This window comes from Pseudomonas viridiflava, from assembly GCF_003702045.1.
GTDB lineage: Bacteria > Pseudomonadota > Gammaproteobacteria > Pseudomonadales > Pseudomonadaceae > Aquipseudomonas > Aquipseudomonas viridiflava_C.
Genome location: NZ_RBTP01000036.1, coordinates 66,749 through 91,285, shown reverse-complemented (window position 1 = coordinate 91,285; position 24,537 = coordinate 66,749). Strand labels below are relative to the sequence as shown.

Sequence of the window (24,537 nt, the reverse complement as noted above, 5' to 3'; positions counted from 1 at the left end):
GCTTTTGATGACCATTGCGTGGCTCAGAAACGCACATTTGGTGACACTTAAAGGTTTCTTGCGCCTGTCACGAAACCGACATCCAGGCGCGGCAGATTCGGGCATTTAACTCGACGGAAACCTCAGATGAGTACCGAGCTGCCCAGTATTCAGACCTCGCGCCTGTTGCTCGCCCCCTTGAGACCCGAGCAGGCGACGAGTCTGGCGCAACTGGCTGATGACCCGGTGACGGCTGCCATGACCGGCATGCTGCCCTCCCCGTACACGCTGGAACACGCCCATGCCTTTATTGCAGAGGGCGCACCGCAGTTCGCCGCCGGCAAGGCGCTGTGTCTGGGGGTGCATCTTGACACTCAAACACTGATCGGCGTCGTTTCCATGCGCCTGGCCGCGGCGCATCGCAGCGCTGGCCTGGGCTACTGGATGGGCGCCCCCTATCGCAGCAACGGCTACATGCGCGAAGCCGCACAAGGCTTGCTGGACTATGGCTTTACGGCCCTGAACCTCAATCGCATCGCAGGCCAATGCTTCAGCGACAACGTGGCCAGCGCCAAGGTATTGCAGGCCTGCGGCCTGGCTTATGAAGGCCACATGAAACAGGTATTTCTCAAAAACGGCGTGTTCAAGGACATGCTGGTGTTCGGGCTGTTGCGTTCGCAGTACGAGTCTTTGGAGGCGCGTCATGACTGACTTTGATCCGGATCGTCGTCGCATCATCACGGGAGTGGCTGGTGCCGCCCTGCTGTCGATACTGAGCCCGTTTGCCCGCAGCGCGGGTGTCGATTATCCGTTCACACTGGGGGTGGCATCCGGCGATCCGTTGCCGGACGGTTTCGTGATCTGGACCCGACTGGCCCCGCAGGTGACGACAGAGCGCGGTGACGGCGGTCTGCACAAGGCGGTGGCCGTGCGCTGGAAAATCGCCAGCGACGCAGCGATGACCCGGATCGTTCGCACCGGGCAGACGATGGCTCAACCGCGCTTTGCCCATTCGGTTCACGTGGAAGTGGGCGGTTTGCAACCCGGCCGCCCTTACTGGTATCAGTTCGAAAGCCTGGGTGCGCAAAGCACAGTGGGCCAGGCTTGCACCTTGCCGCCGTTAGCCGCCATGCCGACGGCCCGGTTTGGATTCGTGTCCTGCTCGCACTGGGAGGCGGGGTATTTCAGCGCGTACCGGCATCTGGCCGATGAGCGGCCGGACCTGGTGTTCTTTTTAGGCGATTACATTTACGAGTCTGGAATCTCCTCGCAGAAGGCCAACCTCCCACGCCGCCATGTGACGCCCGAGCCTATGGACCTGGCCGGTTACCGGAATCGATACGCCCAGTACAAGACCGACCCGGACCTGCAAGCGCTGCATGCCTGCGCGCCGAGCGTGGCGACTTGGGATGATCATGAAGTGCAGAATGACTACGCCGCCCAATGGTCCCAGGATCCCGGTGTTTCCACCGAAAGCTTTCTGCGGCGCAGGGCCGCGGCCTATCAGGCGTTTTACGAGCACATGCCCTTGCGCGCCAGCAGCCTCCCAAAAGGCGCGGACATGCGCATTTACCGTCATATGGACTACGGACGTCTGGCGCGTTTTAACGTCCTGGATGGTCGACAGTACCGTTCCGAACAGCCGTGCATTCAGGCCAACGGCAGCCATAAAGGCCGTGTCGTGAGTAATGATTGCCCGGACCTGCGCGACCCGAAACGCACCATGCTCGGCTGGGAGCAGGAAGCCTGGCTGGACCGCAGCTTCGCCCGTTCTGCCGGGCAATGGAATGTGATTGCCCAGGACTTGCTGGTTGCCCCGCTGACCCAGCGCAACCCGGACACTCAGGCGCTAGGCCGCTGGACCGACGGCTGGGATGGCTACATCGCTACCCGCGAACGCATGCTCGCCTCACTGGAGCGCCACCAGACCCGCAACCCGGTGTTCTGGGGCGGAGACATCCATTCCTTCTGGACCACCGACCTGCACGCCGATGCCAACGACCCGGACTCCAAAATCGTTGCCACCGAATTCGTCGGCACTTCGGTGACCTCCGGAGGGCCACCGTATGAAGCCTTCAACTCTATTCTCGGGCTCAATCCGCACGTCAAATTCTTTGACAGCCGGCAACGCGGCTATGTGTCGGTGGACATGAGTGAACAACAGATGCAGACGCGCTTTCAGGTCGTTTCGGATGTGCTCAACCCGGCGGCTACCGTGTCGACGCTCAAGCGTTTTGTGGTCGAAGCAGGAAAAACCGGTGCGGTGCATGTATAGGTTTACAGCGCTTGAGGACTGAGGGCCCTGCTCTGGCCGACAGAGAACACAGGGCTCATCCCTTCGCACTTGAATACACTCATGGGGGCTAGCCTGTCACTTCAACTGATTGGCAAACCGCCCGACCGCGCCCACTACTTGCTTGGCACCTTCCTGAATCTCGATGATCACCGAGCCCGCCTCGTTGGCCAGCATCAAGCCTTGCTCCGCCTGGCTGCGGCTGTTGGCCATGCCGCGTACGGCTTCGTCTGCCAGCGCCTGATTTTGCTGCACCACGCTGACGATTTCTTCCGTCGCCGCGCTCGTGCGACCAGCCAATTGCCTGACTTCGTCCGCCACCACCGCAAACCCTCGTCCCTGCTCGCCCGCACGGGCGGCTTCGATGGCAGCGTTGAGGGCAAGAAGGTTGGTTTGCTGGGCGATACCGCCGATGGTCTGCACGATGGAGCTGATCAGCAACGATTGCTTGCCCAGCGCCTCGATGCCTGACGACGCCGACTCCATCTCCTGGGAGATCTTGCGCATGGTTTGCACGGTGTTCTGCACCACCTCTGCGCCGCGCTGGGCGCTGACGTCGGTCTGCTGGGAAATCTCGAAGGCCACGCTCGCGGCCTGACTGACGTCTTCTTCCCGCGAGACCTGATCAGTCACCACGGTCGCGAACTTGACGATCTTATAGAGCTTGCCCTGGGCATCGTGAACCGGGTTATAGGTCGCTTCCAGCCAGACATCACGGCCACTGCTGTCGACACGCTTGAACCGGCTGGCCACGAACTCGCCCCGGTTCAACGTTGCCCAGAAATCCTTGTACGAGGGTTGATTCACTTCATGCGGATCACAGAACATGCTGTGGTGCTTGCCTTTGATCTGCGCCAGGTTGTAGCCCATGCCGCGCATAAACTGTTCATTCGCTGTGAGCACATGCCCGCCCAGATCGAACTCAATCACAGCCGTGGAGCGCAGCAGCGCCTGGATGAACGCCGAGTTTTCAGCTGCTACCTCGACCGTTTGAGTGATGTCCGAGCCATAGCAGCGCAGGGTTTCCAGCTTACCGTTTTGATCCAGCACCGGCTGCCACATGGCGCGTATCCACGCCAGGCTGCCGTCGGCACGCAGAAAGCGGTAATTGTCGATGACCGACTCGCCCTTCTGCACCGCGGCCCTCAGATTGCGATAGCAGGGGAGCTGCTTGACGTACGCCGGGACCAACTGATCCAGCTCCCGCCCCAGTAGCTGCTCACCCCCGTACCCCAGCATTTTGAGGAAATTGTCGTTGGCATGCGCGATGCGGTAATTGGCATCCAGCGTCAAAGCCACCATGCACGCGTCGATACCCTTTTGCATCTGCCGGTACATCGACAACTCGTCCTGCTGGGCCTGTAATTCCTTTTTCAAGCGAGTATTGAACATGACTGCACCGATATGTGGGTTATACGGGGGATATCGGCACAAGCGTAGTCAGGATTAATCCGCTTCGTCTGAAATGTGAAGCGCGTCAGATCGCGGCAAACTTTCACAACACCGGCTAACCTTTGCCGGGAGGCCGTGATGGCCACCGGGCTAGGCACGTCGTATCCAAGCCTTTCACCCAGAAACTCCCCCTCGCTTGAAGCGCAGGCAACCTCGAAAAGCGTCGGGATACACGTTCCTTGCTGGAGTTAAAACACCTCATATGAAAGCAATCATTACCGGCATCACGGGTCAGGACGGCGCCTACCTGGCGCAATTGCTCCTCGATAAGGGCTATACCGTTTACGGCACTTATCGCCGGACCAGTTCTGTCAATTTCTGGCGCATAGAAGAACTCGGGATTCAACACGATGCGAACCTCAATCTGGTCGAATATGACCTGACCGACCTGTCCGCCAGTATCCGCTTGCTGCAAAACACAGAGGCCACCGAGGTCTACAACCTGGCGGCACAGAGCTTCGTCGGCGTGTCGTTCGAACAGCCTTTGACCACGGCACAGATCACCGGCATAGGCGCACTCAACCTGCTGGAGGCCATCCGGATCGTCAATCCGCAGATCCGCTTTTATCAGGCCTCCACGTCCGAGATGTTCGGCAAGGTTCAGGCCATTCCTCAGGTCGAAAGTACGCCTTTTTACCCTCGCAGCCCTTATGGCGTGGCCAAGCTCTACGCTCACTGGATGACCATCAATTACCGCGAGTCCTATGGCATTTTTGGTGCCAGCGGCATTCTCTTCAATCACGAGTCACCGCTGCGCGGCCGTGAGTTCGTCACCCGCAAGATCACCGATTCGGTCGCCAAGATAAGCATGGGGCTCATGGATTCCTTCGAACTGGGGAACATGGACGCCAAGCGTGACTGGGGCTTTGCCAAAGAATACGTCGAAGGCATGTGGCGGATGCTACAGGCCCAAACGCCTGACAGCTTTGTACTGGCGACCAACCGCACCGAAACCGTTCGAAGCTTTGTGAGCATGGCGTTCAAGGCCACGGGCGTGACGGTTCAGTGGGAAGGCGAGGCAGAGTCCGAACGTGGTGTGGATGCGGCCACCGGCAAAGTACTGGTGTCGGTCAATCCGAAGTTTTACCGGCCTACCGAAGTGGAACTGTTGATCGGCAATCCTGCCAAAGCCCGTGAAGTACTGGGTTGGGAACCGAAGACCCACCTTGAGGAACTGTGCCGCATGATGGTTGAAGCGGATCTTCGTCGAAACGAAAAAGGTTTTTCCTTCTGATGAGCATCGCCGGTAAACGCGCATTGATAACGGGCATCCACGGCTTTACGGGAAGCTTCATGGCCGCAGAACTCACCGCCCAAGGGTGCGAGGTTGTCGGCATGGGCAGTCAGCCATCGGACAGCGACAACTACCATCAGGTCGATCTGCTGGATGTCGATGGCATGAGTGCGCTGCTTGCCGAGATTCAGCCGGATATCGTCGTCCACCTGGCTGCTCTGGCCTTCGTGGGTCATGGGTCGCCGGAGGCCTTTTATCAGGTGAATCTTATCGGCACGCGTAACCTGTTGGAGGCCATCGCAGCCAGCGGAAAAACGCCTGACTGCGTTCTGCTCGCCAGCAGTGCCAACGTTTACGGCAATGCGTCCTCCGGCATGCTGGATGAAGCTACACCTCCCGCGCCCGCCAATGACTACGCCGTGAGCAAGCTTGCGATGGAGTACATGGCAAGCCTTTGGCACGCCCGGCTGCCGCTGGTGATCACGCGCCCGTTCAACTACACCGGGGTCGGGCAAGCAGAGAACTTCCTGCTGCCCAAGATCGTTTCTCACTTCACGAGAAGAGAAAGCACCATCGAACTGGGCAACCTGGACGTGTGGCGTGATTTCAGCGACGTACGTGCCGTTACCAGCGCCTATCGAGGCTTGCTGGAGTCTCGGCCCTTGGGGAAGACCCTCAACGTGTGCTCCGGCGTGACGCACTCGCTGCGTGAGGTGATCGACATGTGCCAAGAGATCACCGGGCATGAAATCGAGGTTCGCGTGAACCCTGATTTCGTTCGCGACAATGAAGTGAAGACCTTGTGTGGAAGCAACGTCCGGCTAAAGCGATCAGTACCCGGATGGAGCACACCTCTCCTGCGCGAAACGCTTGAGTGGATGTTGTCTGCTGGCTGAGTTCAGGGAGTAGAACAGGTCAGTCGGGCTCATTTCCAGTATCCAGGATGGCACCGACTGCCCTGACTTCAATAGCATGTTCCCTTTTCGTGCACCTCTCTTCATGACGCTCGCCAATGGCGCATGGATGCGCAGCGCCACCCGTTAAGCGTTCACCTCAACGACTCTAAAACAAGGCTTCCAATCTCTCCGGCACGAATCCTGCTCTAGCTCATTCATCTTGTATACATGAATGAACACGCCCATGACCGCTCTCGATATCGTTGCCGTTCAGACGTCACTGCGCACCGGCCAGACCACGCTGGCGACGTTTCTGCAAGACCTGCATGCCCGCATCGAGGCAGACGACCGACCGGAAGTCTGGATCCACCGTGAGCCGCTTGCGCATCTTCTGGAACGAGCGCACGTCCTGCAAACACTTGCGCAGGAGCTGGGCGACTCGCTGTACGACACCCTGCCGCTGTTCGGTATCCCGTTTGCGGTAAAAGACAATTTCGATGTCGCAGGCCTGGCCACCACGGCGGCGTGTCCCTCATTCGCCTACGTGCCCACGGTCACTGCGCATGCGGTGCAGCGCCTGCTGGACAGGGGCGCGGTGTTGATCGGCAAAACCAATCTGGATCAGTTCGCCACCGGGCTGGTGGGGGTTCGGTCGCCGTATGGCGCGGTGCGCAACGCTTGTGATCCGGCGTATGTCAGCGGCGGATCGAGCTCGGGGTCTGCGGTTGCGGTGGCGCGGGGTCATGTGTGTTTTGCGCTGGGCACCGATACGGCAGGATCGGGCCGTGTTCCTGCGGCGTTCAACGCCATCGTCGGGCTCAAGCCCAGCCTTGGGCTGTTCAGCAGTCGCGGAGTGGTGCCGGCCTGTCGGACGCTGGATTGTCCGTCGATTTTCGCCAACGATGTGGCGCAGGCCTGGCAGGTCGCACAGGTGATGGCTGATTTCGATGCGCAGGACCCGGCCAGCGTTGCGGTGCAGGCGTTGCCCGTGCTGCGTCGCACGCGACGGGTGGCGGTGCCGCAGCGCTGTGAGTTTTTTGGCGATACCCAAGCGGCAGCGGCGTTCGACAAGGCGGTGCAATCGCTTGAAAACGATCCACAGGTGACGCTGACCTACGTCGCGTTCGAAGCCTTTGCCGAAGCGGCGGCCCTGCTTTATCAGGGTCCGTGGGTGGCCGAGCGGCGCGCGGCGGTAGGTGGTTTTTTCGATACCCATTCAGACGATATTCACCCGGTGGTGCGCGGCATTATGCAAAGCGCAGATCAGTACGATGCCGTGGACAGTTTCAAGGCGCGTTATCGCCTCGCCGAGCTGACGCGGTCGGCCACCGAGTTACTGACCGATGTCGACGTACTGGTGGTGCCGACTGCGCCGTGCATGCCGACCATAGAGGCGGTACTGGCCAATCCGGTCGAACTCAATTCGCAACTGGGTTATTACACCAACTTCGTCAACCTGATGAACATGAGCGCAATCGCCATTCCGGCGCATCGGCGTGGTGACGGTCTGCCTGCGGGAATCACCCTGATTGGTCCGGCGGGCGCCGACCAGCGTCTTGCCGAGATCGCTGCGGGCTGGCAGGCCCACTTCGGTGCGATCGATCAGCGCGACAGCGTGGCGCTGGCCCCCCTGCCCTTCACTGCGCCTACCGTTCAGGTCGCTGTGGTCGGCGCTCATCTTCAGGGCCAGCCGCTCAACTGGCAGTTGCTGGAAGGCGGCGCTCGTCTGCGTAGCCTGACGACCACCAGTGCCGATTACCGGCTGTACGCGCTGGCAAACACCACGCCTGCGAAACCCGGCTTGGTGCGTGTGCCTGCCCACGGCGAGCACATTGAAGTGGAGGTCTGGGAAATGCCCCTCAGCCAGTTCGGTGAGTTCGTTGCCGCCATCCCCGCACCGCTGGGGATTGGCTCGTTGCAGTTGGCCGATGGCCAATGGGTCAAGGGCTTCATCTGCGAACCGGGCGGGCTTGAGGGCGCGCTGGACATCACCGAATTCAAAGGCTGGCGCGCCTATCGCGCCACCCACACCACTTCTTCCACGGCTCATTGATCAGGGGTAGCACCAATGTCGAATGTCGATCGTCGCAGTTTCATCAAACTGGCGGGCCTTATCGGACTCAGCGCGGCGCTGCCGTTCGGCCGTGTGTACGCGGCCGACGCACCGCTGGTGGTGGGTTTCATCTATGTGGGGGCTCGCGATGACTTCGGTTACAACCAGGCCCACGCGCAGGCCGCCGCCATCATCAAGACGCTGCCCAATGTCAAAGTGATCGAGGAAGAGAACGTTCCGGAAACCGTGGCCGTGCAGAAGACGATGGAAGCCATGATCCGCCAGGACGGCGCAACGCTGATCTTCCCGACCTCCTTCGGCTACTTCGACCCACACGTGGTCAAGGTGGCGAAGAAGTACCCGGACGTGCGGTTCGCCCACTGTGGCGGCCTGTGGAAAGAAGGGCGCGACCCGATGAACGCGGGCAGCTTCTTCGGCTACATCGACGAAGCGCAATACCTCAACGGCGTGGTGGCCGGTCATATGAGCACATCCAAAAAGCTTGGCTTCGTTGCCGCCAAACCGGTGCCGCAGGTGCTGCGCAACCTCAACGCCTTTGCGATGGGCGCGCGTTCGGTAGACCCAAACATCGTGACGACGGTGATTTTCACCGGCGACTGGTCGTTGCCGATCAAGGAAGCGGAAGCCGCCAACAGCCTGATCGATCAGGGGTGTGACGTGCTGACCTGCCACGTAGACGGCCCCAAGGTGATCGTGGAAACGGCCGAGAAACGCGGCGCCATGACCTGCGGCTATCACGCAAGTCAGGCCGCACTCGCACCAAAGGGTTATTTGACCGGTGCCGAATGGAACTGGGAAACCCCTTACCGCGCCCATGTTGCCGCCCTTCAGAGCGGCGCGCCGATGATCAACTTTCTGCGTGGCGGCCTGAAGGATGGCTTCGTCAAGACCTCCCCCTATGGCGCATCGGTCACCGCCGCAGCCAAGCAGAACGCCGACGCTATCAAGGCGCAGATGCTGGCCGGCAGCTTCGTGATTTTCAAAGGCCCGCTCAAGGACAACAAAGGTCAGGTGGTGATTGCCGACGGCATCGCCCAGGCGCAGACCGATATCGCGCTGGAAAGCATGAATTATCTGGTGGAAGGCATTGTTGGCCAGATCTGAGGAGCGCCCGATGTTCGTTTCACGAACCCTGCGACGCCTTGCCGGAGCGCTGTTGCCTGGTCTGCCGACGCTGTTGGCAGTGCTGTCGTCGTGCGTGCTGTTTCTGTTGTTTCTCACCGTTCAGGGCAAGCCTGCGTGGCAAGCCCTGCAACTGGTCGGCGAAGGCGCCTTTGGCTCCTGGTTTGCGCTGGAGAACACGCTGCAGCGTGCCGCGCCGCTGATGTTGACCGCACTCTGTGTCGCGCTGCCCGCACGGGCCGGGCTGATCATCATAGGCGGCGAAGGCGCGTTGGTGCTTGGCGGTCTGGCAGCAGCGGTCACGCCACTCTGGCTGCCGCCTGTAGCGCCCTGGCTGATGCTCGGCTGCATGGGCATGGTCGCCATGCTGACGGGCGCGCTGTGGATCGGTCTGAGCGGCTGGATGCGCCAGCACCGGGGCGTCAACGAGACCATCAGCAGCCTGTTGCTGTCGTACATCGCACTGGCCTTGTTCCGACAGATGGTCGAAGGACCATTGCGCGACCCGGCGAGCCTGAACAAACCGTCCACGCCGCCGCTGGATGACGCCTATCTGGTCGGCACCATCAGCGACAGCTTCGAAGTGCATTGGGGGCTGGTGGCGGGCGTCGTCGCGTGTCTGCTCGCCTATGTACTGGTGCGTCACAGCGTCAAGGGTTTCGCCCTCGCGGTGGTCGGCGGCAATGTGCGCACGGCGTTGATGATCGGTTTGCCGGTGGATCGACTGATTCTGTTGAGCTGCCTGCTCGGCGGCGCAGCGGCAGGTCTGGCGGGCATGTTCGAAGTCACGGCCGTGCAAGGCAGCGCCAACGTGGCGCTGATCGCGGGGTATGGCACGAGCGGCATTCTGGTGGCGTTCGCCGCACGCCACCATCCATTGGCGATCATCTTCTGCGCGATTCTGTTGGGCGGGCTGGAAGCCAGCGGCGGGCTGTTGCAGCGTCGTCTCGGTTTGCCGGACGCCACCACGCTGATTCTTGAAGGGCTGCTGTTCACCAATCTGTTGCTTTGGGAAGCGCTGAGCGGACGTCTGGCGGCCTGGAAAATCCGGCTTGCGCAACCGCTTGAGAACACCGAGAAAGGAGCGCTGCAACGTGGCTGATATCGACCTGAGCACCTTTTTACTGGCGCTGCTGGCCGGATCGATCCGCGTCGGCACGCCGTTCCTGTTCGTCAGCCTGGGCGAGTGCCTGACGGAAAAGAGTGGCCGTATCAATCTGGGCCTGGAAGGCATTCTGGTTGCCGGGGCGATGTCCGGGTATGCCGCCGCGTGCCTGACGGGCTCGGCCTGGCTGGGCGTTGGTGCGGCAGCGGGCGTCGGTTTGCTGCTGGGCCTGTTGCACGGCCTTGCCTGCTCCTTGCCTCGGGTCAACGACATCGCCTTCGGCATTGCGCTGATCCTGCTCGGCACCGGTCTGGCGTTCTTTCTCGGCAAGCCTTTCATCCAGCCGCAGGCCCCCATGCTGCCGTCACTGGCGCTGGGGGCTTGGAGCAGCGAGGAACGCTTGCGCTCGGCGCTGAACATTAACGTGCTGTTTTTCATCGGCGTGGCCTTGGCCTTTGCGTTGCACTGGGGGCTGCGCAGTACGCGCTGGGGCCTGATGTTGCGACTGGTCGGCGACCATGCCGAAACCGCGCAAGCGCTGGGCTATCGACCCATCAAGGTGCGCATCGTTGCCACCGCCTTTGGTGGCGCACTGGCGGGCGTCGGCGGTGCCTACCTGTCGTTGTATTACCCCGGCAGCTGGAACGAAGGCTTGTCCAGCGGCCAAGGTTTGATGGCCGTGGCGCTGGTGATTTTCGCCCGCTGGCGGCCACTCGCCTGCCTGTGGGCATCGCTGCTGTTCGGCGCAGCCGGAGCGATTGGGCCGGCGTTGCAGGCCGTGGGTATCAGCAGCGGCTACTACCTGTTCGCCGCCGCACCTTACGCGCTGACCCTTGGCGTGATGTATGCGACCTGCCGTCGCGGCCGCACCCTGAACGGCGCGCCCGGCGAACTGAGCATGACCCGATGAACGCATTGTGAGAGGCCTGCTTAGACATAACGCTGTCGCGCAGCAAGCCTGCGTGGAAGCGGACTTGTCCGCGAATGCAGCATTTCAATCGCTGAGTCTTCGTCGGATGCACCCGCATTTTTGCGGACAAACGGAACGCCGCCCGGTCGGCAACCACAGATTTGCTGCGTGACAGCGCTACGTCGCAGACGTGGTAGGCCTTTCCACAACATTATGTGTGGCTTGATAAGAGGAGGCATGACATGGCCAGTGGTCTTGGTGGCTTGAACAAATCGCCCAACGGCGTGGTGATCGGTCTGGCGCAACTGGCGCTCCCCGACCCGCATACCCGCGAAGCGCTGTGGGCGCAAACCGAAAAAGTGGTGTCGATGGTCGCCAAGGCAAGGCGCAGCAACCCCGGCATGGACCTGATCGTGTTTCCCGAGTATTCGCTGCATGGCCTGTCCATGAGCACGGCACCAGAGATCATGTGCAGCCTGGACGGCCCCGAAGTGGCCGCGTTACGTCAGGCCTGCCGCGATCACCGCATCTGGGGCTGCTTCTCGATCATGGAAGCCAACCCCCACGGCAACCCGTTCAACAGCGGCTTGATCGTCGATGACTTCGGCGAGATTCAGCTTTACTACCGCAAGCTGCATCCCTGGGTGCCAGTCGAACCCTGGGAGCCTGGCGATCTGGGCATACCGGTGTGCGACGGCCCTCGCGGCAGCAAGCTGGCGCTGATCATCTGCCACGATGGCATGTTCCCGGAGATGGCCCGCGAATGCGCCTACAAAGGCGCAGACATCATGCTACGCACGGCGGGCTACACCGCGCCGATTCGCCACTCATGGAAGATCACCAACCAGAGCAACGCCTTCACCAACCTGATGCAGACCGCCAGCGTCTGCATGTGTGGCTCGGACGGCACCTTCGATTCGATGGGTGAAGCGATGTTCGTCGACTTCGACGGCACTGTGATGGCCGAAGGCGGTGGACGCGCGGATGAAATCGTCTGCTGCGAACTGCGCCCGGACCTGGTCCGCGAAGCGCGGGTCAACTGGGGCGTGGAGAACAATATCTATCAGTTTGGCCATCGTGGTTACGTCGCCGTCAAAGGCGGCGCGCAGGATTGTCCCTACACCTACATGCACGATCTGGCGGCCGGGCAGTATCGACTGCCGTGGGAAGCCGATGTGGTGCACACCGACGGCAGCGCCTGCGGCTTCGATACGCCCCAGCGTACGTTCAAGCCCACCCCGACCACCTGGAAGGAATGACCCGATGAACGAATGCTATCTGGCGTCCGAGCCTTATCCGTGGCCGTGGAATGGCAGGCTCAACGCACATAACACCGCACTGATCGTGATCGACATGCAGACCGACTTCTGCGGCGTCGGCGGCTATGTGGACAGCATGGGCTACGATTTGGCCCTGACCCGAGCGCCCATCGAGCCGATCAAAGCGTTGCTCGCGCTTCTGCGTCCGCTGGACTTCACCATCATTCACACCCGCGAAGGCCATCGCCCTGACCTCAGCGACCTGCCCGCCAACAAACGCTGGCGTTCGCAGCGCATCGGCGCCGGCATTGGCGATCCCGGCCCTTGCGGCAAGATTCTGGTACGCGGCGAGCCCGGCTGGGAATTGATCGAAGAGCTTGCCCCGCTGCCCGGTGAAATCGTCATCGACAAGCCTGGCAAAGGCTCGTTCTACGCCACCGACCTGGAGCTGGTGCTGCGTACCCGGGGCATCGAAAACCTGATCCTCACTGGCATCACCACTGACGTCTGCGTTCACACCACGATGCGCGATGCCAACGATCGTGGCTTCGAATGCATCCTGCTCGAAGACTGCTGCGGCGCCACCGACCCGACCAACCACGCTGCCGCTCTGAGCATGATCAAGATGCAGGGCGGCGTGTTTGGCGCCGTGGGGCATTCATCGATGCTTCGCGACGTGCTGGGGGTGTGAACATGCGTGCTCTGAGCCTGGAAACCATCGGTGCGACCAAAAGCTTCGGCACCTTTCGTGCGCTGGATGAAGTGTCATTCAAAGTGCGGGCCGGCACAGTGCATGCGCTGCTGGGCGAAAACGGGGCCGGCAAAAGCACACTGGTCAAAGGCATCATCGGCTACGGCCCGCTGCAATCGGGCAGCATTCTGGTGAACAACCGCGAGCATGAGATCCGCAATCCGCGCGACTCCCACCAGTTGCAGATCGGCATGGTGTATCAGCACTTTACCGTCGCGCCGGGCCTGAGCGTGGCGGAAAATCTGGTGCTGTCCCGTGGCGACCTGCCGTGGCGCATCAACTGGGCCGCCGAGCATGAGCGCCTGCAAGCATTCATGGCACGCATGCCGTTTCGCCTCGACATTCAACGGCCGGTCAGCAGCCTGGCAGCCGGTGAAAAGCAGAAGCTGGAGATTCTCAAGCAGCTGTATCTGGAGCGACGGTTGGTCATTCTCGACGAACCCACCTCGGTGCTCACACCCCAGGAAGCCGACGAAGTGCTCGGGCTTATGCAGCAGATGGCCCATCGGGGCGAACTGACGGTGCTGATGATCACCCACAAGTTTCGCGAGGTCAGCACCTATGCCGATGACGTTACGGTGCTGCGCAAAGGGCGCTGGGTGGCCAGCAGCGCGGTCGCGGACACGACCACTCAGGAGATGGCCACCTGGATGATGGGCCATGCGCAAACGAGCAGCGTCAGCAGTCAACGTCCGCCGGTGCCTGAAAACCCGCCGCAGTTGCAGGTCGAACAACTCGACGTGCCGGGCGACAAAGGCACGCTGGCGGTCAAGCAACTGAACCTGGCCATACGGCCCGGAGAAATCCTCGGCATTGCTGGCATCTCCGGCAACGGCCAGCGCGAACTCACCGAAGCCCTGTTGGGCCAGCGGCCTTTCAGCGCCGGACGCGTATTGATCGATGGCCAGCCCTATCACGCCAGCCGCGAACAAATGCAGCGCTTGCGTGTGTTCAGCCTGCCGGAAGAACCGCTGCGCAACGCCTGCATCGGCGGGTTGAGCGTCGCTGACAATCTTGCGCTGCGCAATTTTGACCGCCCACCGCTCTGCAGTCAGGGCTGGCGCATCGACCGTCGTGCGGTTGCCGCCCAGGCGCGTGGTCTGATCGAGCGCTTTCAAGTCACGCCCAACGATCCGGACCGCCCCATTGGCACGCTGTCCGGCGGTAACGTTCAGCGCGCCGTACTGGCGCGCGAACTGACCTGCGACATCGCCGTACTGATCGTGGCCAACCCGGTGTTCGGTCTGGATTTCTCCTCCGTGGCGCTGATCCATCAACGCCTGATCGATGCCCGAAACAACGGCGCGGCCGTGCTGTTGCTGAGCGAAGACCTCGACGAACTGCTGAGCCTGGCAGACCGTATCACGGTAATTCACGATGGCGAGCTGGTGTTCGAAACATCGGCACACGATGCAAACCGTACCGAGCTGGGCCGACACATGGCAGGCGCGGAGCATCTGCAAAAGGAGTCCGCATGATCCAGGTGCAGGCCAACCCGAGCCCATTCGTTTTCGAGCCCGCCCGCACCGCGCTGGTGATTATCGACATGCAGCGCGACTTTCTGGAACCTGGCGGCTTCGGCGCGGCATTGGGTAACGACGTGCGCCCGCTGCAAGCCATCGTCCCTACCGTGCAGCGGCTGCTGGCACTGGCCCGCGCTCATGGCATCGCCGTGATTCATACCCGTGAATCCCATGATAAAAACCTGACCGATTGCCCGCCCGCCAAACTCGAACACGGCATGCCCGGCCTGCGCATTGGCGATGTCGGGCCAATGGGACGGATTCTGGTGCGCGGTCAGCCGGGTAATCAGATCATCGACGAGCTAGCTCCGGTGAAGGGCGAGTGGGTCGTCGACAAACCGGGCAAGGGGATGTTTTTCTCCACCGGCCTGCATGGGCAACTGAGCGTTGCGGGCACCACTCATCTGATCTTTGCGGGCGTGACCACCGAAGTCTGTGTGCAGACCAGCATGCGCGAGGCCAATGATCGCGGGTATCGCTGCCTGTTGATCGAAGACGCCACCGAGAGTTACTTTCCCGCCTTCAAGCAAGCGACGCTCGACATGATCACCGCCCAGGGCGGCATCGTCGGTCGAGTCGCGCCGTTGTCCGCCCTGGAGCAGGCACTGCACACAAGGAGTTCACACTGATGGATATCAACCTGCCCCATGTGGTGGCCGCCGTCACCGACGCCTTCATCGATTATGAGCGCGCATTGCTGGCCAATGAGCTGACCACGCTGGACGCTTATTTCTGGCATTCGGAACACACCGTTCGCTACGGTGTTGCAGAGAACCTGCATGGCGCAGACGCCATTGCGCGGTATCGACGCCACTGCCAGCCGGTCGGTCCCGGACGGCAATTGCTGCGCACGGTGGTCAGCACGTTCGGCGAGGATTTCGCCACCGTCAGCACCGAGTTTCAGGATGGCGTCACCCAGCGACTGGGGCGCCAGATGCAGACCTGGGCCCGTTTCGACGGCGCATGGAAAGTCGTCGCCGCGCATGTGAGCATCGACCTGAGCAGCCTGGAGTGAATGCCATGAACGCACCTCACTCCACCAATGCGCTGGCCGAAGACGTGTACCGTCGACTGAAACAGGAGATTTTCGACTTCTACCTGCTGCCCTACGACCGCTTCACTGAAAACCAGTTGGCCGATCGCTATCAGGTGTCCCGCACACCGGTTCGCGACGCACTCTATCGCTTGCAGCGCGAAGGTTATCTGGAAGTGGAGTTTCGTCGGGGCTGGTCGGTCAAGCCGCTGGACTTCACCCAAATCGACCAGCTCTACGATTTACGCATCGTGCTGGAATGCGCAGCCATCGACCGCATCTGCGCGTCTGCTCAGGTTCATCCTGAACTCACTGCGTTGCGTGGGCACTGGCTGGTGGACGAGAGCCAGCGGCAGACCGACATGCAGGTGGTCGCCGACCTCGACGAGCAATTCCATACCCAACTGGTGGCCGCCTCGGGCAATCAGGAAATGGCCCGGGTGCACCACGACGTCACCGAGCGCATCCGCATCGTCAGACGGCTGGACTTCTTCAAGAGCGCACGCATCGAACACACTTACCTGGAACACGCCGCCATCCTCAACGCTCTGCACGCCCGCAAGCGCGATGAAGCGCTGTTGCTGCTGCGCTCACATGTCGAGATCAGCAAGGTAGAAGTTCGCAAGCTGACGATCTCGATGCTCAGCGATGCCCGGCGCCAGCATCAGGCGTAAGCGATGCACGCTTGGCGCTTCATGTGGCCGGGCAATAGCGCGACCGAACGCTCCCCACGCCATGTCATTCATTGCATCTCGGCGCACGGGTTCTTATCATCGCCCCGGGTGTATCGATGCATGTCGCACGGTGCAGGTTAAAGCTCACGCGTTGGTCGGGCCGCCAACGGAGAGTGCCCGTGCCTGATACAAAACCCGACACCCCTTCGATTCCACGCCCGCAGGTCCTGACAGAGCGCGCCTTGTCGGCATTGGAAAGGTTCTCGCACATTGAAGCCGTCAGCGGCATCGTGCTTCTGCTTGCTGCGTTGGCGGCGCTGGTCTGGGCCAACAGTCCTGTCGCTCACACCTACGATCACTTTTGGCACACCCAGGTGAGCCTGGGCTTTGGCGACTTCCAGATTTCCCAGTCGCTGCACTTTCTGGTCAATGACGGGCTGATGACCATTTTCTTTTTGGTCGTGGGTGCCGAGATACGTCAGGAAATAAGGGATGGGGCGCTGGCGAGCATGAAGCTGGCCACCCTGCCGCTCGGCGCTGCACTGGGCGGCGTCATGATGCCCGCCATCATTTTCATCGCGCTCAATCATGGCACCGCCGCGAACGCAGGCTGGGCCGTACCGACGGCGACCGACATCGCGTTCGCCGTGGGCGTTCTTGCGCTATTGGGCAAATCGATTCCCAGTGGCGTACGTATCATGTTGCTGGCGCTGGCGATTATCGATGACATCGTCGCCATCCTGATCATCGCGGTGTTCTATACCGAAAGCTTGAACTACACCGGCCTGCTCATCGCCGTCTGCGGCCTGGCACTGGTGCTCGTGCTGCAACGCATGGGCATCGGCAAGGCTTATGCCTACGTCGTGCCTGGCGCAATCGTGTGGTTCGGGCTGTTGAAAACCGGCGTTCATCCCACCCTTGCCGGCGTGATCCTGGGCTTGATGACGCCGGTCAATTCCAGACCCGCCACAGAGCGTCCGCTGGACACCATCGGACGTACATTTCACGAGTTGATGGGGCGTTTCTCCCACGCCAAGGAAGATCCCAAAGCGTTGGCAGAGCCGTTGAAACAGCTGCGACATGCCCAGCGGGAAGTATTGCCTCCGGTCTTGCGGGTTCAGGTCGCGCTGCATCCCTGGGTTGCTTTCGGTGTCATGCCGCTGTTCGCACTGGCTAACGCGGGGGTGAGCCTGGCGGGTGCCAATCTGGACGAGGCGATGCCTCAGAGCGTGTTCATTGGCGTCATGCTGGCGCTGGTTCTGGGCAAGCCGCTGGGCGTGATTCTTGCCAGCCTGGCGCTGGTCAAACTCAACATCTGCAAGCTGCCGGAGGGTGTGACATGGGCAGGGGTCGGACTGGTGGGGTTGCTGGCCGGTATCGGGTTCACCATGTCCATTTTCATCGCATCACTGGCGTTCTCGGACCCGTCTCTGCTGTCGTCGGCCAAACTCAGTGTCTTGGCGGCCTCCTCCATTGCAGCTGTGATCGGGCTGATCTGGGGAAAAATAAAATTCGGCCGACGCTGACTGTCACGCACCTTAACGGCAACGGTCACCGAGACGCGTGATGCATTGCGTTGTCCAACCCTCACGCGCACAGCCATCCCGTGCGCGTGACCGCTCAGGCATCGCGTTCCTACACCCTTAATTCACGAGGCGTCATGCAGATCGAATTACAGGAGATCAGTGATCACCTTCATCGCTTCCCTCCCTTTGATGCGTTGCCCAAAAGCACGCTGGACATAATTGCCCAAAGAGTGGAAGTCAGCTATTTCAGGGCGGGCAGCACGATCCTGGATGCTGGATCGGACATCACCGACCTGCACTACGTGCGCAGCGGAGCGGTTGAAATCTACCGGCGCAGCGGCGAGCTTTACAACCGACTCGTCGAAGGCGATGTGTTCGGCCAGGCCGGACTTTTGCGAAGCAACAAGGTCCGCTTCCCGGCAAAAGCCCTTGAAGACAGCCTGATCTATTTCATCCCGTCGGACGTGTTCGCCGAACTGTGCGAACGTCACGACAGTTTCGCCGACTTTGTCGAAGCCGAAGGCCATTCGCGGCTCAAGTCGGCCGTCGAAGCCCAGGGACGTGCAAGCGAGCTCATACAGATCAAATCCCTGGCATTGATTTCCCGCTCCCTTGTATGGGTGCCGCCACAGGCCAGCGTGCAGGAAACCGCACAGTTGATGAGCAAGGAGAGCGTGTCCTGCGTGTTGGTCATCGATCAATCAGCCGATGGCACCGACCGCATGCTGGGCATCGTCACCGACCGGGATCTGCGCAACCGCGTGGTGGCCACGAACCTGAGTGGCGATACCGGTATCGTGCAGGTCATGTCCGAGAACCCTGTGACCATCAAGGCCAATGACTCGGTCTTCGAAGCGATGCTATGCATGCTCAGGCGTAATATTCACCATCTGCCGGTCGTGCATCATGGGCGTACGATGGGACTGATCAACCTGTCGGACATCATCCGGCACGAATCTCAGAGCAGCCTGTATCTGGTCAACAGCATCTCCAACCAGACGTCTGTCGCAGGCCTGCAATCATTGCTACGGGATCTGCGCGGCACGTACATCCGCATGGTTCGCGACGGTGCAACGGCACACATGATCGGCAGCGCCATCTCGGGCATCGGTCGAGCGTTCACGCAACGCTTGCTCGAATTGAGCGAGCGTGAACTCGGGCCTGCGCCCATACCGTATTGCTTCATGGCGCTGGGTTCTATGGCGCGAGACGAGCAACTGCTGGTGACCGATCAGGACAACGCGCTGGTACTGGACGACAGCTTCGACCCGAACCTGCACGACGACTACTTCAAGAAGATGGCCACCTTCGTCAGCGACGGACTGGCAGCCTGTGGCTACAGCTATTGCAAGGGCGGCATCATGGCGACCAATGCTCAGTGGCGTCAGCCTTTGCATGTCTGGAAGTCCTACTTCACCCAGTGGATCGAAAAACCCAATGCCGCCACCCTGCTGAACAGCTGCATTTTCTTTGACCTGGACGGTGTCCACGGGCAAGTCGAGATGGTGGAATCCCTCAAAGCGCTTTGCGCGAGCAAATCGAAGGACACCCCGGAATTTCTGGCGGCGATGGCCAGAAACGCACTCAATCGCACCCCTCCTCTGGGCTTTTTCCGGACGTTCGTGATGGAAACTGATGGTCGCCAGAAGCAGATCATCAACCTGAAAGGACGCGGCACTGCGCCGCTGACAGACCTGATCCGCGTGCACGCCCTGGCGTGTGGGTCGACTGCGCAGAACTCGTTCGACCGACTGGACGCGATCAGCGCCACGCGGCTTATCCAGCCTGAAGGGCTTGAACATTTGCGGTATGCGCTGGAGTTTCTATCGATGGTGAGGATTAGGCACCAGACGGATGCGATGGAACACGGGAAACAGCCAGACAATTACATCGAGCCAGAGCGCTTTACGACCAGCGAGCGCCACAATCTGAAAGAGGCGTTTCAAGTGCTGAGCAGCGCGCAGAAGTTTCTGCGTTTTCGCTACCCTGGCCATGCGCGGCCGTTGCGATGAGCCGCACGTTAACGACTGGCAAAGGCGCTACGGCGCTGAATTGGCCAGAGGCGTTCGATCACTTGGCGCAGCAGTCTCGCAACCCTCTGCTGCAACGCTATTACCGGTCAGGGGTCCCGGGCGCCGACACCCCTTTGGGAGAGGTCGAACTGCTTGCGATGGACCTTGAAACCACTGGCCTGAACGCCGAATCAGACAACATCGTCAGCATCGGCATCATGCCCTTCACGCTCAAGCGCATTCAGTGTGGCAAGGCGCTGTATTGGGTGATCAAGCCGCCGAGCGAGCTGAGCAGTGAGTCCGTCGTGTTTCACCACATCACCCATGCCGATATTCACGGCGCGCCTCAGCTGTCCGAGGTGATGGGGCAGTTGCTGGCTGCGATGGCAGGCAAGGTCATGGTGGTGCATTACCGGTCCATAGAGCGTCACTTTCTGGATCGGGCATTACGCCGCCAGATTGGCGAGGGCCTTCAGTTTCCGGTCATTGATACCATGCAACTGGAGGCGAGACTGCATCGAAAGGCTCGCGGATGGATTGACCGTCTGCTGCGGCGTCAGCCCGTTTCCATCCGGCTGGCCGACAGCCGAGCGCGCTATCACTTGCCGCAGTATCACGCGCACCATGCATTGACTGATGCATTGGCCACGGCAGAGTTGTTACACGCGCAGATAGCCACCCATTACGATCCATCGATCCCGTTGGGTGAGGTCTGGAACTGAGGGGGGGATGGGCGAAGAAGCCAGCAGCGAGCCTGACGGCTCGCTGCGTTCAACGCGCTTCAGGTCACGAGCGAGGCTCGGACATCAGTCCTTTGACCAACGATATGCAGCCCAGCATCAGAACGATAGCGAACGGCAGGCCGGTTGAAACAGCCATCGCCTGCAAGGCGACCAATCCTCCGCCCAACAGCAAGGCAATGGCGATCACACCCTCGATGACAGCCCAGAACACGCGCTGCGGCACGGGAGCATCGACTTTGCCGCCTGCGGTGATCGTATCGATGACGAGGGAACCGGAATCGGACGAGGTAATGAAAAACACGATCACCAGAACAATGCCCAGGAACGAGGTGATTTCTTTGAGCGGCAGTTCTCCCAGCATGGCGAACAGCTTCAACTCGAGTACCGCGTCTTTTACGCCCATCAGTCCCTGCATCGTTGCCTGATCGATGGCGGTGCCGCCAAAGGTGGTCATCCAGAGTACAGAGACCAGTGTGGGCACCAGCAAGACCGAAACCAGGAACTCACGCACCGTACGACCGCGGCTTACGCGCGCGATGAACATCCCGACGAAGGGTGACCAACTGATCCACCAGGCCCAGTAGAACGCGGTCCAGCCCTGCGTGAACTCGGTGTCGGTACGGCCAAACGGATTGGAAAGCGCGGGTAAATATTCTACGTAGTTGACCAGATTGTGGAAGAACCCGGTAAAGATGGCCAGGGTCGGACCGACCACAATAATGAATACCAGCAACAGCAACGCCAGTCCCATATTGATCTGCGAGAGCATCTTCACACCCTTTTCCAGACCGGCAAGTACCGACCAAAGGGCAATCAGGGTAATACCGACAATCAGCACAACCTTGCTGAGATTGCTGGACTTGATACCGAATAGATATTCGATACCTGCGGCGGCTTGTTCTGCGCCGATACCCAGCGAAGTGGCAAGACCAAACAACGTGGCAAACACCGCAAGAATATCAATGATATGCCCCGGCCAGCCCCACACGCGCTCACCCAGCAACGGATAGAAAATCGACCGGATGGAGAGCGGCAGTCCCTTGTTATAAGAGAACAGCGCGAGTGATAACGCCACGATTGCGTAAATGGCCCACGGGTGCAGGCCCCAGTGAAAAATAGTCGCCGCCATCGCCAGATCGGCAGATGCCTTCATGTCACCTTGTGTGCCACCCAATGGCGCCCAATCCGTGCGCACGCCAGACGCATCGACATTCACGCCGCCCATCGCGGCAGCGTAATGGGACATCGGCTCGGCCACGCCGTAGAACATCAACCCGATACCCATACCGGCGGCAAACAACATCGAAAACCAGCCCACGTACGTGTAATCCGGTTTGGCCTCCACGCCTCCGATACGTACCTTGCCAAGCGGTGACAGGATGAGCCCCAGGCACAGCACGACGAAAACATTGGCAACGCTCATGAACAGCCAGGCCAGGTGCCCTGTCAGCCAGCTTCGAATGGAACTGAACAGCGGCTCTACTTCGGTCTGAAGCGCCAGAGTCATAACGACAAAAAGCAAAACAGTGGCCGCTGAAATAATGAAAACTTTGCCGTGAATATCAAGAGAGAAGGAAAACTGACCTTTGATATTATCCTGACCAATGACATAGTCGGTATCGATCAGATTAGCGTCGCCGCTGGGCGCCGGTATACCTTCCATCCCCGCACCTTGCGCGGACTCCGGTAATTCATCTACAGGCTTTTTATCCACAAGAACCTCCTATGTACAGCATGTTAGACGCTTTGCACGCCTGATATCCCCGCTGTTCCTATGGTAAAACGAGTTTGAGTCGCTCATGTTAACAACATTGAGCAACTGTCGGGCGTTACGGGTGAAGGTCTGGGATAAACAATGCACGGACGTTGCCGTTACTTGGGGACGAGATAGAGCGGCAGGCGGCCACTCACCACTGGCGCAGAGCGGCTTGATCGATAAGCGTGTGGATAGCGTCGCCTTACGCGGTGTCAGTGAGCGTTGTCACTGACATCGCGCTTGACGTCAGGGCCGGTGACCGTATTTACGCAACAGGATGACACCCAGGACCGCTGACAACAAAGACCCCATCAGCACGCCTACTTTCACTTCATCGACCAGATGCGGCGCGCCGGGGAACGCCAGCGCGCCGATGAACAGGCTCATGGTGAAGCCAATGCCGCATAGCGCGGCGACACCGTACAACTGCCCCCAATTGCTTGCGTCGGGCAGTTTCGCCAACCCTGCACGAATGGCAAGGGCAGCCAATGCAAAAATGCCTACCTGTTTGCCGATCAGCAGCCCCAAGGCAACGCCGAGCGGGACGGGTTGCAGCAGCGTGTCGACGGTCACACCTGAAAGCGACACACCCGCATTGGCGAATCCGAACACAGGCACCACCGCAAACGCGACCCACGGGTGCAGCTTTTCTTCCAGGTACAACAGCGGCGAGCGGGCTTCTTCATCAGGCTTGCCCAAGGGGATGCACAAGGCCAACGCCACACCTGCAAGTGTGGCGTGTACGCCGGACTGAAGCATGAAGAACCACAGCAGCGCACCGACGACCAGATAAGGCAGCAGCTTTCTCACCCCTGAACGATTCAGCGCGATAAGCACCGCGATCGAACCCAGCGCGGCCAGCAACATGGGGACCGAGAGATCGCTGGTATAAAACAGGGCGATGATGAGCACCGCACCCAGATCATCCAGAATGGCCAATGCGGACAGGAATATCTTGAGCGACAGTGGCACTCGCTTGCCGAGTAACGACAGCACGCCCAACGCGAAGGCGATGTCGGTGGCGGCAGGAATGGCCCAGCCACCGATGGTTTCAGAAGATCCCCAATTGATCGCCAGATAAATCAGCGCCGGAACGATCATGCCGCCCAAGGCAGCGAAGCCCGGCAACGCCCGTTGACTCCATGACGCCAACTGGCCGGCCAGCATTTCGCGCTTGATCTCAAGCCCCACCAGCATGAAGAAGATGGCCATCAGGCCGTCGTTGATCCAATGCTCGACCGAGAGGCCGGCAACGACGGTGTGCAGGGTCGAGAAATAACCATCGGCCAACGGCGAGTTGGCGACGATCAACGCGATGAGCGCTGACGCCATCAGCACCAGCCCGCCAGCAGACTCGGCGGCAAAAAAACGGATGATAAAGGCCCGTGCGCCAGGGGATTCGGTGCGACCGCTGTTTCCTTGCATGGTGTGTCTCCGCTGTGCAGCGCAAAAAGGCAGCCACCTTAGCATCCGTCGATGCTTGAAAAGCCCGAGCAAATCTGGAGAAACAATTTTGCTCTTCATCCATACGTCAAGATACAACCAAAGGGCCGCTGCGCAGCCCATCGCTGCCGTCGTAAACTCCGAGAGTTCCTACGTCCTGCAAAACCGTGGGAGCGGACTCGTCCGCGATCTGCCGGGCACCGGCAGCAAACCCTGCAAGCCCGGTGCACCAGACAAAACCTAGGGCCGCTGCGCAGCCCATCGCTGCCGTCGTAACCTCCGAGAGCGCCTACAGTCTGCAATATCCAGGCGGTGGTGTTCGAAGAGTCCAGCCATATGCCCCGTGTGGAAGAACGCATGGCGTGCATGGGCGTTGTCGCCAAGTTTCTGGATAAGGCGGACACGGCATCCAAATTTGAACTTCAGGCTCAACGGCATGAGGAGTTTTTACTCTAACTAGACGGTGCTGCGCCATTGAACACATCTTTTTTTGCATGGTGGGCATACGACAATGCAGTATTTCCAGAACTATTTGTAGGCCGCCACTACTCGCCATCAATTATTTAGAGCAAATACGTTAAAAAACACGCTTAATACCATGCACACATTAGTTGACATGCTCTGCTTATTTTTACAACTGAAACGCTAATTCTTATTAAATACCCACCCCGCCAACATGAATAAAGTTTAATCAGGATTTAGTTCAAGCAACGTCAACGCCGGCAGAAATATTGTTTACAGGAAGGGCACCA

At 60.1% G+C, this 24,537-nt stretch carries 19 protein-coding genes and 3 pseudogenes; 18 read left to right on the top strand and 4 right to left on the bottom strand.

Going from position 1 to position 24,537, the window contains the following annotated elements; translation table 11 throughout:
• Window positions 1-126 precede the first annotated feature (126 nt).
• Together ALP40_RS12295 and ALP40_RS12290 are read left to right on the top strand one after the other, a co-directional pair.
• Entirely contained in the window at window positions 127-690 is a 564-nt protein-coding gene (locus ALP40_RS12295) for a GNAT family N-acetyltransferase (protein WP_122208541.1), read from the top strand.
• Complete coding sequence (locus ALP40_RS12290) at window positions 683-2,254, top strand: alkaline phosphatase (protein ID WP_122208540.1); 1,572 nt, start codon at window positions 683-685, stop codon at window positions 2,252-2,254. Before ALP40_RS12295 ends, ALP40_RS12290 begins: the two co-directional genes overlap by 8 nt.
• Before the next feature lie 96 nt (window positions 2,255-2,350).
• Here ALP40_RS12290 and ALP40_RS26145 read toward each other — a convergent pair.
• Window positions 2,351-2,785, bottom strand: a pseudogene (locus ALP40_RS26145) (methyl-accepting chemotaxis protein); the annotation flags it as partial.
• Between the two features lie 153 nt (window positions 2,786-2,938).
• Window positions 2,939-3,574, bottom strand: a pseudogene (locus ALP40_RS26140) (PAS domain-containing protein); the annotation flags it as partial.
• A 352-nt stretch (window positions 3,575-3,926) separates the two neighbouring features.
• Between ALP40_RS26140 and gmd the strand changes: the two are divergent.
• The 15 genes from gmd to ALP40_RS12210 all read left to right on the top strand — a co-directional run bounded on the left by gmd (window position 3,927) and on the right by ALP40_RS12210 (window position 20,565).
• Window positions 3,927-4,958, top strand: a complete 1,032-nt coding sequence (gene gmd, locus ALP40_RS12280; protein ID WP_122208538.1) for a GDP-mannose 4,6-dehydratase — start codon at window positions 3,927-3,929, stop codon at window positions 4,956-4,958.
• Window positions 4,958-5,854, top strand: coding sequence for a GDP-mannose 4,6-dehydratase (locus ALP40_RS12275; RefSeq protein WP_122208537.1), 897 nt, complete (start codon window positions 4,958-4,960; stop codon window positions 5,852-5,854). The genes gmd and ALP40_RS12275 overlap by 1 nt, the downstream gene beginning before the upstream one ends.
• Window positions 5,855-6,098: 244 nt before the next feature.
• Window positions 6,099-7,907, top strand: a complete 1,809-nt coding sequence (gene atzF / locus ALP40_RS12270) for an allophanate hydrolase (protein WP_181115820.1) — start codon at window positions 6,099-6,101, stop codon at window positions 7,905-7,907.
• Between the two features lie 15 nt (window positions 7,908-7,922).
• A complete protein-coding gene (locus ALP40_RS12265) occupies window positions 7,923-9,032 on the top strand; it encodes a BMP family ABC transporter substrate-binding protein (RefSeq protein WP_122208535.1) in 1,110 nt (369 codons plus the stop codon).
• Between the two features lie 10 nt (window positions 9,033-9,042).
• A complete protein-coding gene (locus ALP40_RS12260) occupies window positions 9,043-10,152 on the top strand; it encodes an ABC transporter permease (protein WP_122208534.1) in 1,110 nt (369 codons plus the stop codon).
• Window positions 10,145-11,065: an ABC transporter permease gene (locus ALP40_RS12255; RefSeq protein WP_122208533.1), complete on the top strand. Its 921-nt coding sequence runs from the start codon at window positions 10,145-10,147 to the stop codon at window positions 11,063-11,065. Before ALP40_RS12260 ends, ALP40_RS12255 begins: the two co-directional genes overlap by 8 nt.
• A gap of 242 nt (window positions 11,066-11,307) precedes the next feature.
• Window positions 11,308-12,324, top strand: coding sequence for a formamidase (locus tag ALP40_RS12250; RefSeq protein WP_122208532.1), 1,017 nt, complete (start codon window positions 11,308-11,310; stop codon window positions 12,322-12,324).
• Window positions 12,325-12,328: 4 nt separating this feature from the next.
• Complete coding sequence (locus tag ALP40_RS12245; protein WP_122208531.1) at window positions 12,329-13,015, top strand: cysteine hydrolase family protein; 687 nt, start codon at window positions 12,329-12,331, stop codon at window positions 13,013-13,015.
• A gap of 2 nt (window positions 13,016-13,017) precedes the next feature.
• Entirely contained in the window at window positions 13,018-14,553 is a 1,536-nt protein-coding gene (locus ALP40_RS12240; protein ID WP_122208530.1) for an ABC transporter ATP-binding protein, read from the top strand.
• Window positions 14,550-15,227 (top strand): cysteine hydrolase family protein, encoded by a 678-nt coding sequence (locus tag ALP40_RS12235; RefSeq protein WP_122208529.1) that lies wholly within the window; start codon window positions 14,550-14,552, stop codon window positions 15,225-15,227. Before ALP40_RS12240 ends, ALP40_RS12235 begins: the two co-directional genes overlap by 4 nt.
• Window positions 15,227-15,613, top strand: coding sequence for an oxalurate catabolism protein HpxZ (gene hpxZ / locus ALP40_RS12230; RefSeq protein WP_122208528.1), 387 nt, complete (start codon window positions 15,227-15,229; stop codon window positions 15,611-15,613). The genes ALP40_RS12235 and hpxZ overlap by 1 nt, the downstream gene beginning before the upstream one ends.
• Before the next feature lie 5 nt (window positions 15,614-15,618).
• Window positions 15,619-16,305, top strand: a complete 687-nt coding sequence (locus ALP40_RS12225) for a GntR family transcriptional regulator (protein WP_122208527.1) — start codon at window positions 15,619-15,621, stop codon at window positions 16,303-16,305.
• A gap of 242 nt (window positions 16,306-16,547) precedes the next feature.
• Window positions 16,548-17,831, top strand: coding sequence for a Na+/H+ antiporter NhaA (gene nhaA / locus ALP40_RS12220; RefSeq protein ID WP_258198137.1), 1,284 nt, complete (start codon window positions 16,548-16,550; stop codon window positions 17,829-17,831).
• Window positions 17,832-17,965: 134 nt separating this feature from the next.
• Window positions 17,966-19,843, top strand: coding sequence for a DUF294 nucleotidyltransferase-like domain-containing protein (locus ALP40_RS12215; RefSeq protein ID WP_122208525.1), 1,878 nt, complete (start codon window positions 17,966-17,968; stop codon window positions 19,841-19,843).
• Window positions 19,840-20,565: a 3'-5' exonuclease gene (locus tag ALP40_RS12210; protein WP_122208524.1), complete on the top strand. Its 726-nt coding sequence runs from the start codon at window positions 19,840-19,842 to the stop codon at window positions 20,563-20,565. Before ALP40_RS12215 ends, ALP40_RS12210 begins: the two co-directional genes overlap by 4 nt.
• Window positions 20,566-20,629: 64 nt before the next feature.
• On the opposite strand, the gene ALP40_RS12205 is transcribed toward ALP40_RS12210, so the two are convergent.
• Together ALP40_RS12205 and nhaA (ALP40_RS12200) are read right to left on the bottom strand one after the other, a co-directional pair.
• The gene (locus ALP40_RS12205; protein WP_122208523.1) at window positions 20,630-22,249 is read right to left on the bottom strand and encodes a BCCT family transporter; all 1,620 of its coding nucleotides are present in this window, start codon (window positions 22,247-22,249) and stop codon (window positions 20,630-20,632) included.
• A 339-nt stretch (window positions 22,250-22,588) separates the two neighbouring features.
• Window positions 22,589-23,767, bottom strand: a complete 1,179-nt coding sequence (gene nhaA, locus ALP40_RS12200) for a Na+/H+ antiporter NhaA (protein WP_122208522.1) — start codon at window positions 23,765-23,767, stop codon at window positions 22,589-22,591.
• 333 nt (window positions 23,768-24,100) lie between these two features.
• Here nhaA (ALP40_RS12200) and ALP40_RS26135 point away from each other — a divergent pair.
• Window positions 24,101-24,241, top strand: a pseudogene (locus ALP40_RS26135) (alpha/beta hydrolase); the annotation flags it as partial.
• Window positions 24,242-24,537 lie beyond the last annotated feature (296 nt).

Bases quoted from the DNA above. Each gene is read 5' to 3' on its own strand.
- ALP40_RS12260 (WP_122208534.1), top strand. From the start codon at position 9,043: ATGTTCGTTTCACGAACCCTGCGACGCCTTGCCGGAGCGCTGTTGCCT.
- ALP40_RS12225 (WP_122208527.1), top strand. From the start codon at position 15,619: ATGAACGCACCTCACTCCACCAATGCGCTGGCCGAAGACGTGTACCGT.
- ALP40_RS12235 (WP_122208529.1), top strand. From the start codon at position 14,550: ATGATCCAGGTGCAGGCCAACCCGAGCCCATTCGTTTTCGAGCCCGCC.
- ALP40_RS12250 (WP_122208532.1), top strand. From the start codon at position 11,308: ATGGCCAGTGGTCTTGGTGGCTTGAACAAATCGCCCAACGGCGTGGTG.
- ALP40_RS12265 (WP_122208535.1), top strand. From the start codon at position 7,923: ATGTCGAATGTCGATCGTCGCAGTTTCATCAAACTGGCGGGCCTTATC.
- ALP40_RS12275 (WP_122208537.1), top strand. From the start codon at position 4,958: ATGAGCATCGCCGGTAAACGCGCATTGATAACGGGCATCCACGGCTTT.
- nhaA (WP_122208522.1), bottom strand. From the start codon at position 23,767: ATGCAAGGAAACAGCGGTCGCACCGAATCCCCTGGCGCACGGGCCTTT.
- ALP40_RS12245 (WP_122208531.1), top strand. From the start codon at position 12,329: ATGAACGAATGCTATCTGGCGTCCGAGCCTTATCCGTGGCCGTGGAAT.
- ALP40_RS12210 (WP_122208524.1), top strand. From the start codon at position 19,840: ATGAGCCGCACGTTAACGACTGGCAAAGGCGCTACGGCGCTGAATTGG.
- ALP40_RS12290 (WP_122208540.1), top strand. From the start codon at position 683: ATGACTGACTTTGATCCGGATCGTCGTCGCATCATCACGGGAGTGGCT.
- ALP40_RS12215 (WP_122208525.1), top strand. From the start codon at position 17,966: ATGCAGATCGAATTACAGGAGATCAGTGATCACCTTCATCGCTTCCCT.
- ALP40_RS12295 (WP_122208541.1), top strand. From the start codon at position 127: ATGAGTACCGAGCTGCCCAGTATTCAGACCTCGCGCCTGTTGCTCGCC.
- ALP40_RS12240 (WP_122208530.1), top strand. From the start codon at position 13,018: ATGCGTGCTCTGAGCCTGGAAACCATCGGTGCGACCAAAAGCTTCGGC.
- gmd (WP_122208538.1), top strand. From the start codon at position 3,927: ATGAAAGCAATCATTACCGGCATCACGGGTCAGGACGGCGCCTACCTG.
- ALP40_RS12205 (WP_122208523.1), bottom strand. From the start codon at position 22,249: ATGGAAGGTATACCGGCGCCCAGCGGCGACGCTAATCTGATCGATACC.
- hpxZ (WP_122208528.1), top strand. From the start codon at position 15,227: ATGGATATCAACCTGCCCCATGTGGTGGCCGCCGTCACCGACGCCTTC.
- atzF (WP_181115820.1), top strand. From the start codon at position 6,099: ATGACCGCTCTCGATATCGTTGCCGTTCAGACGTCACTGCGCACCGGC.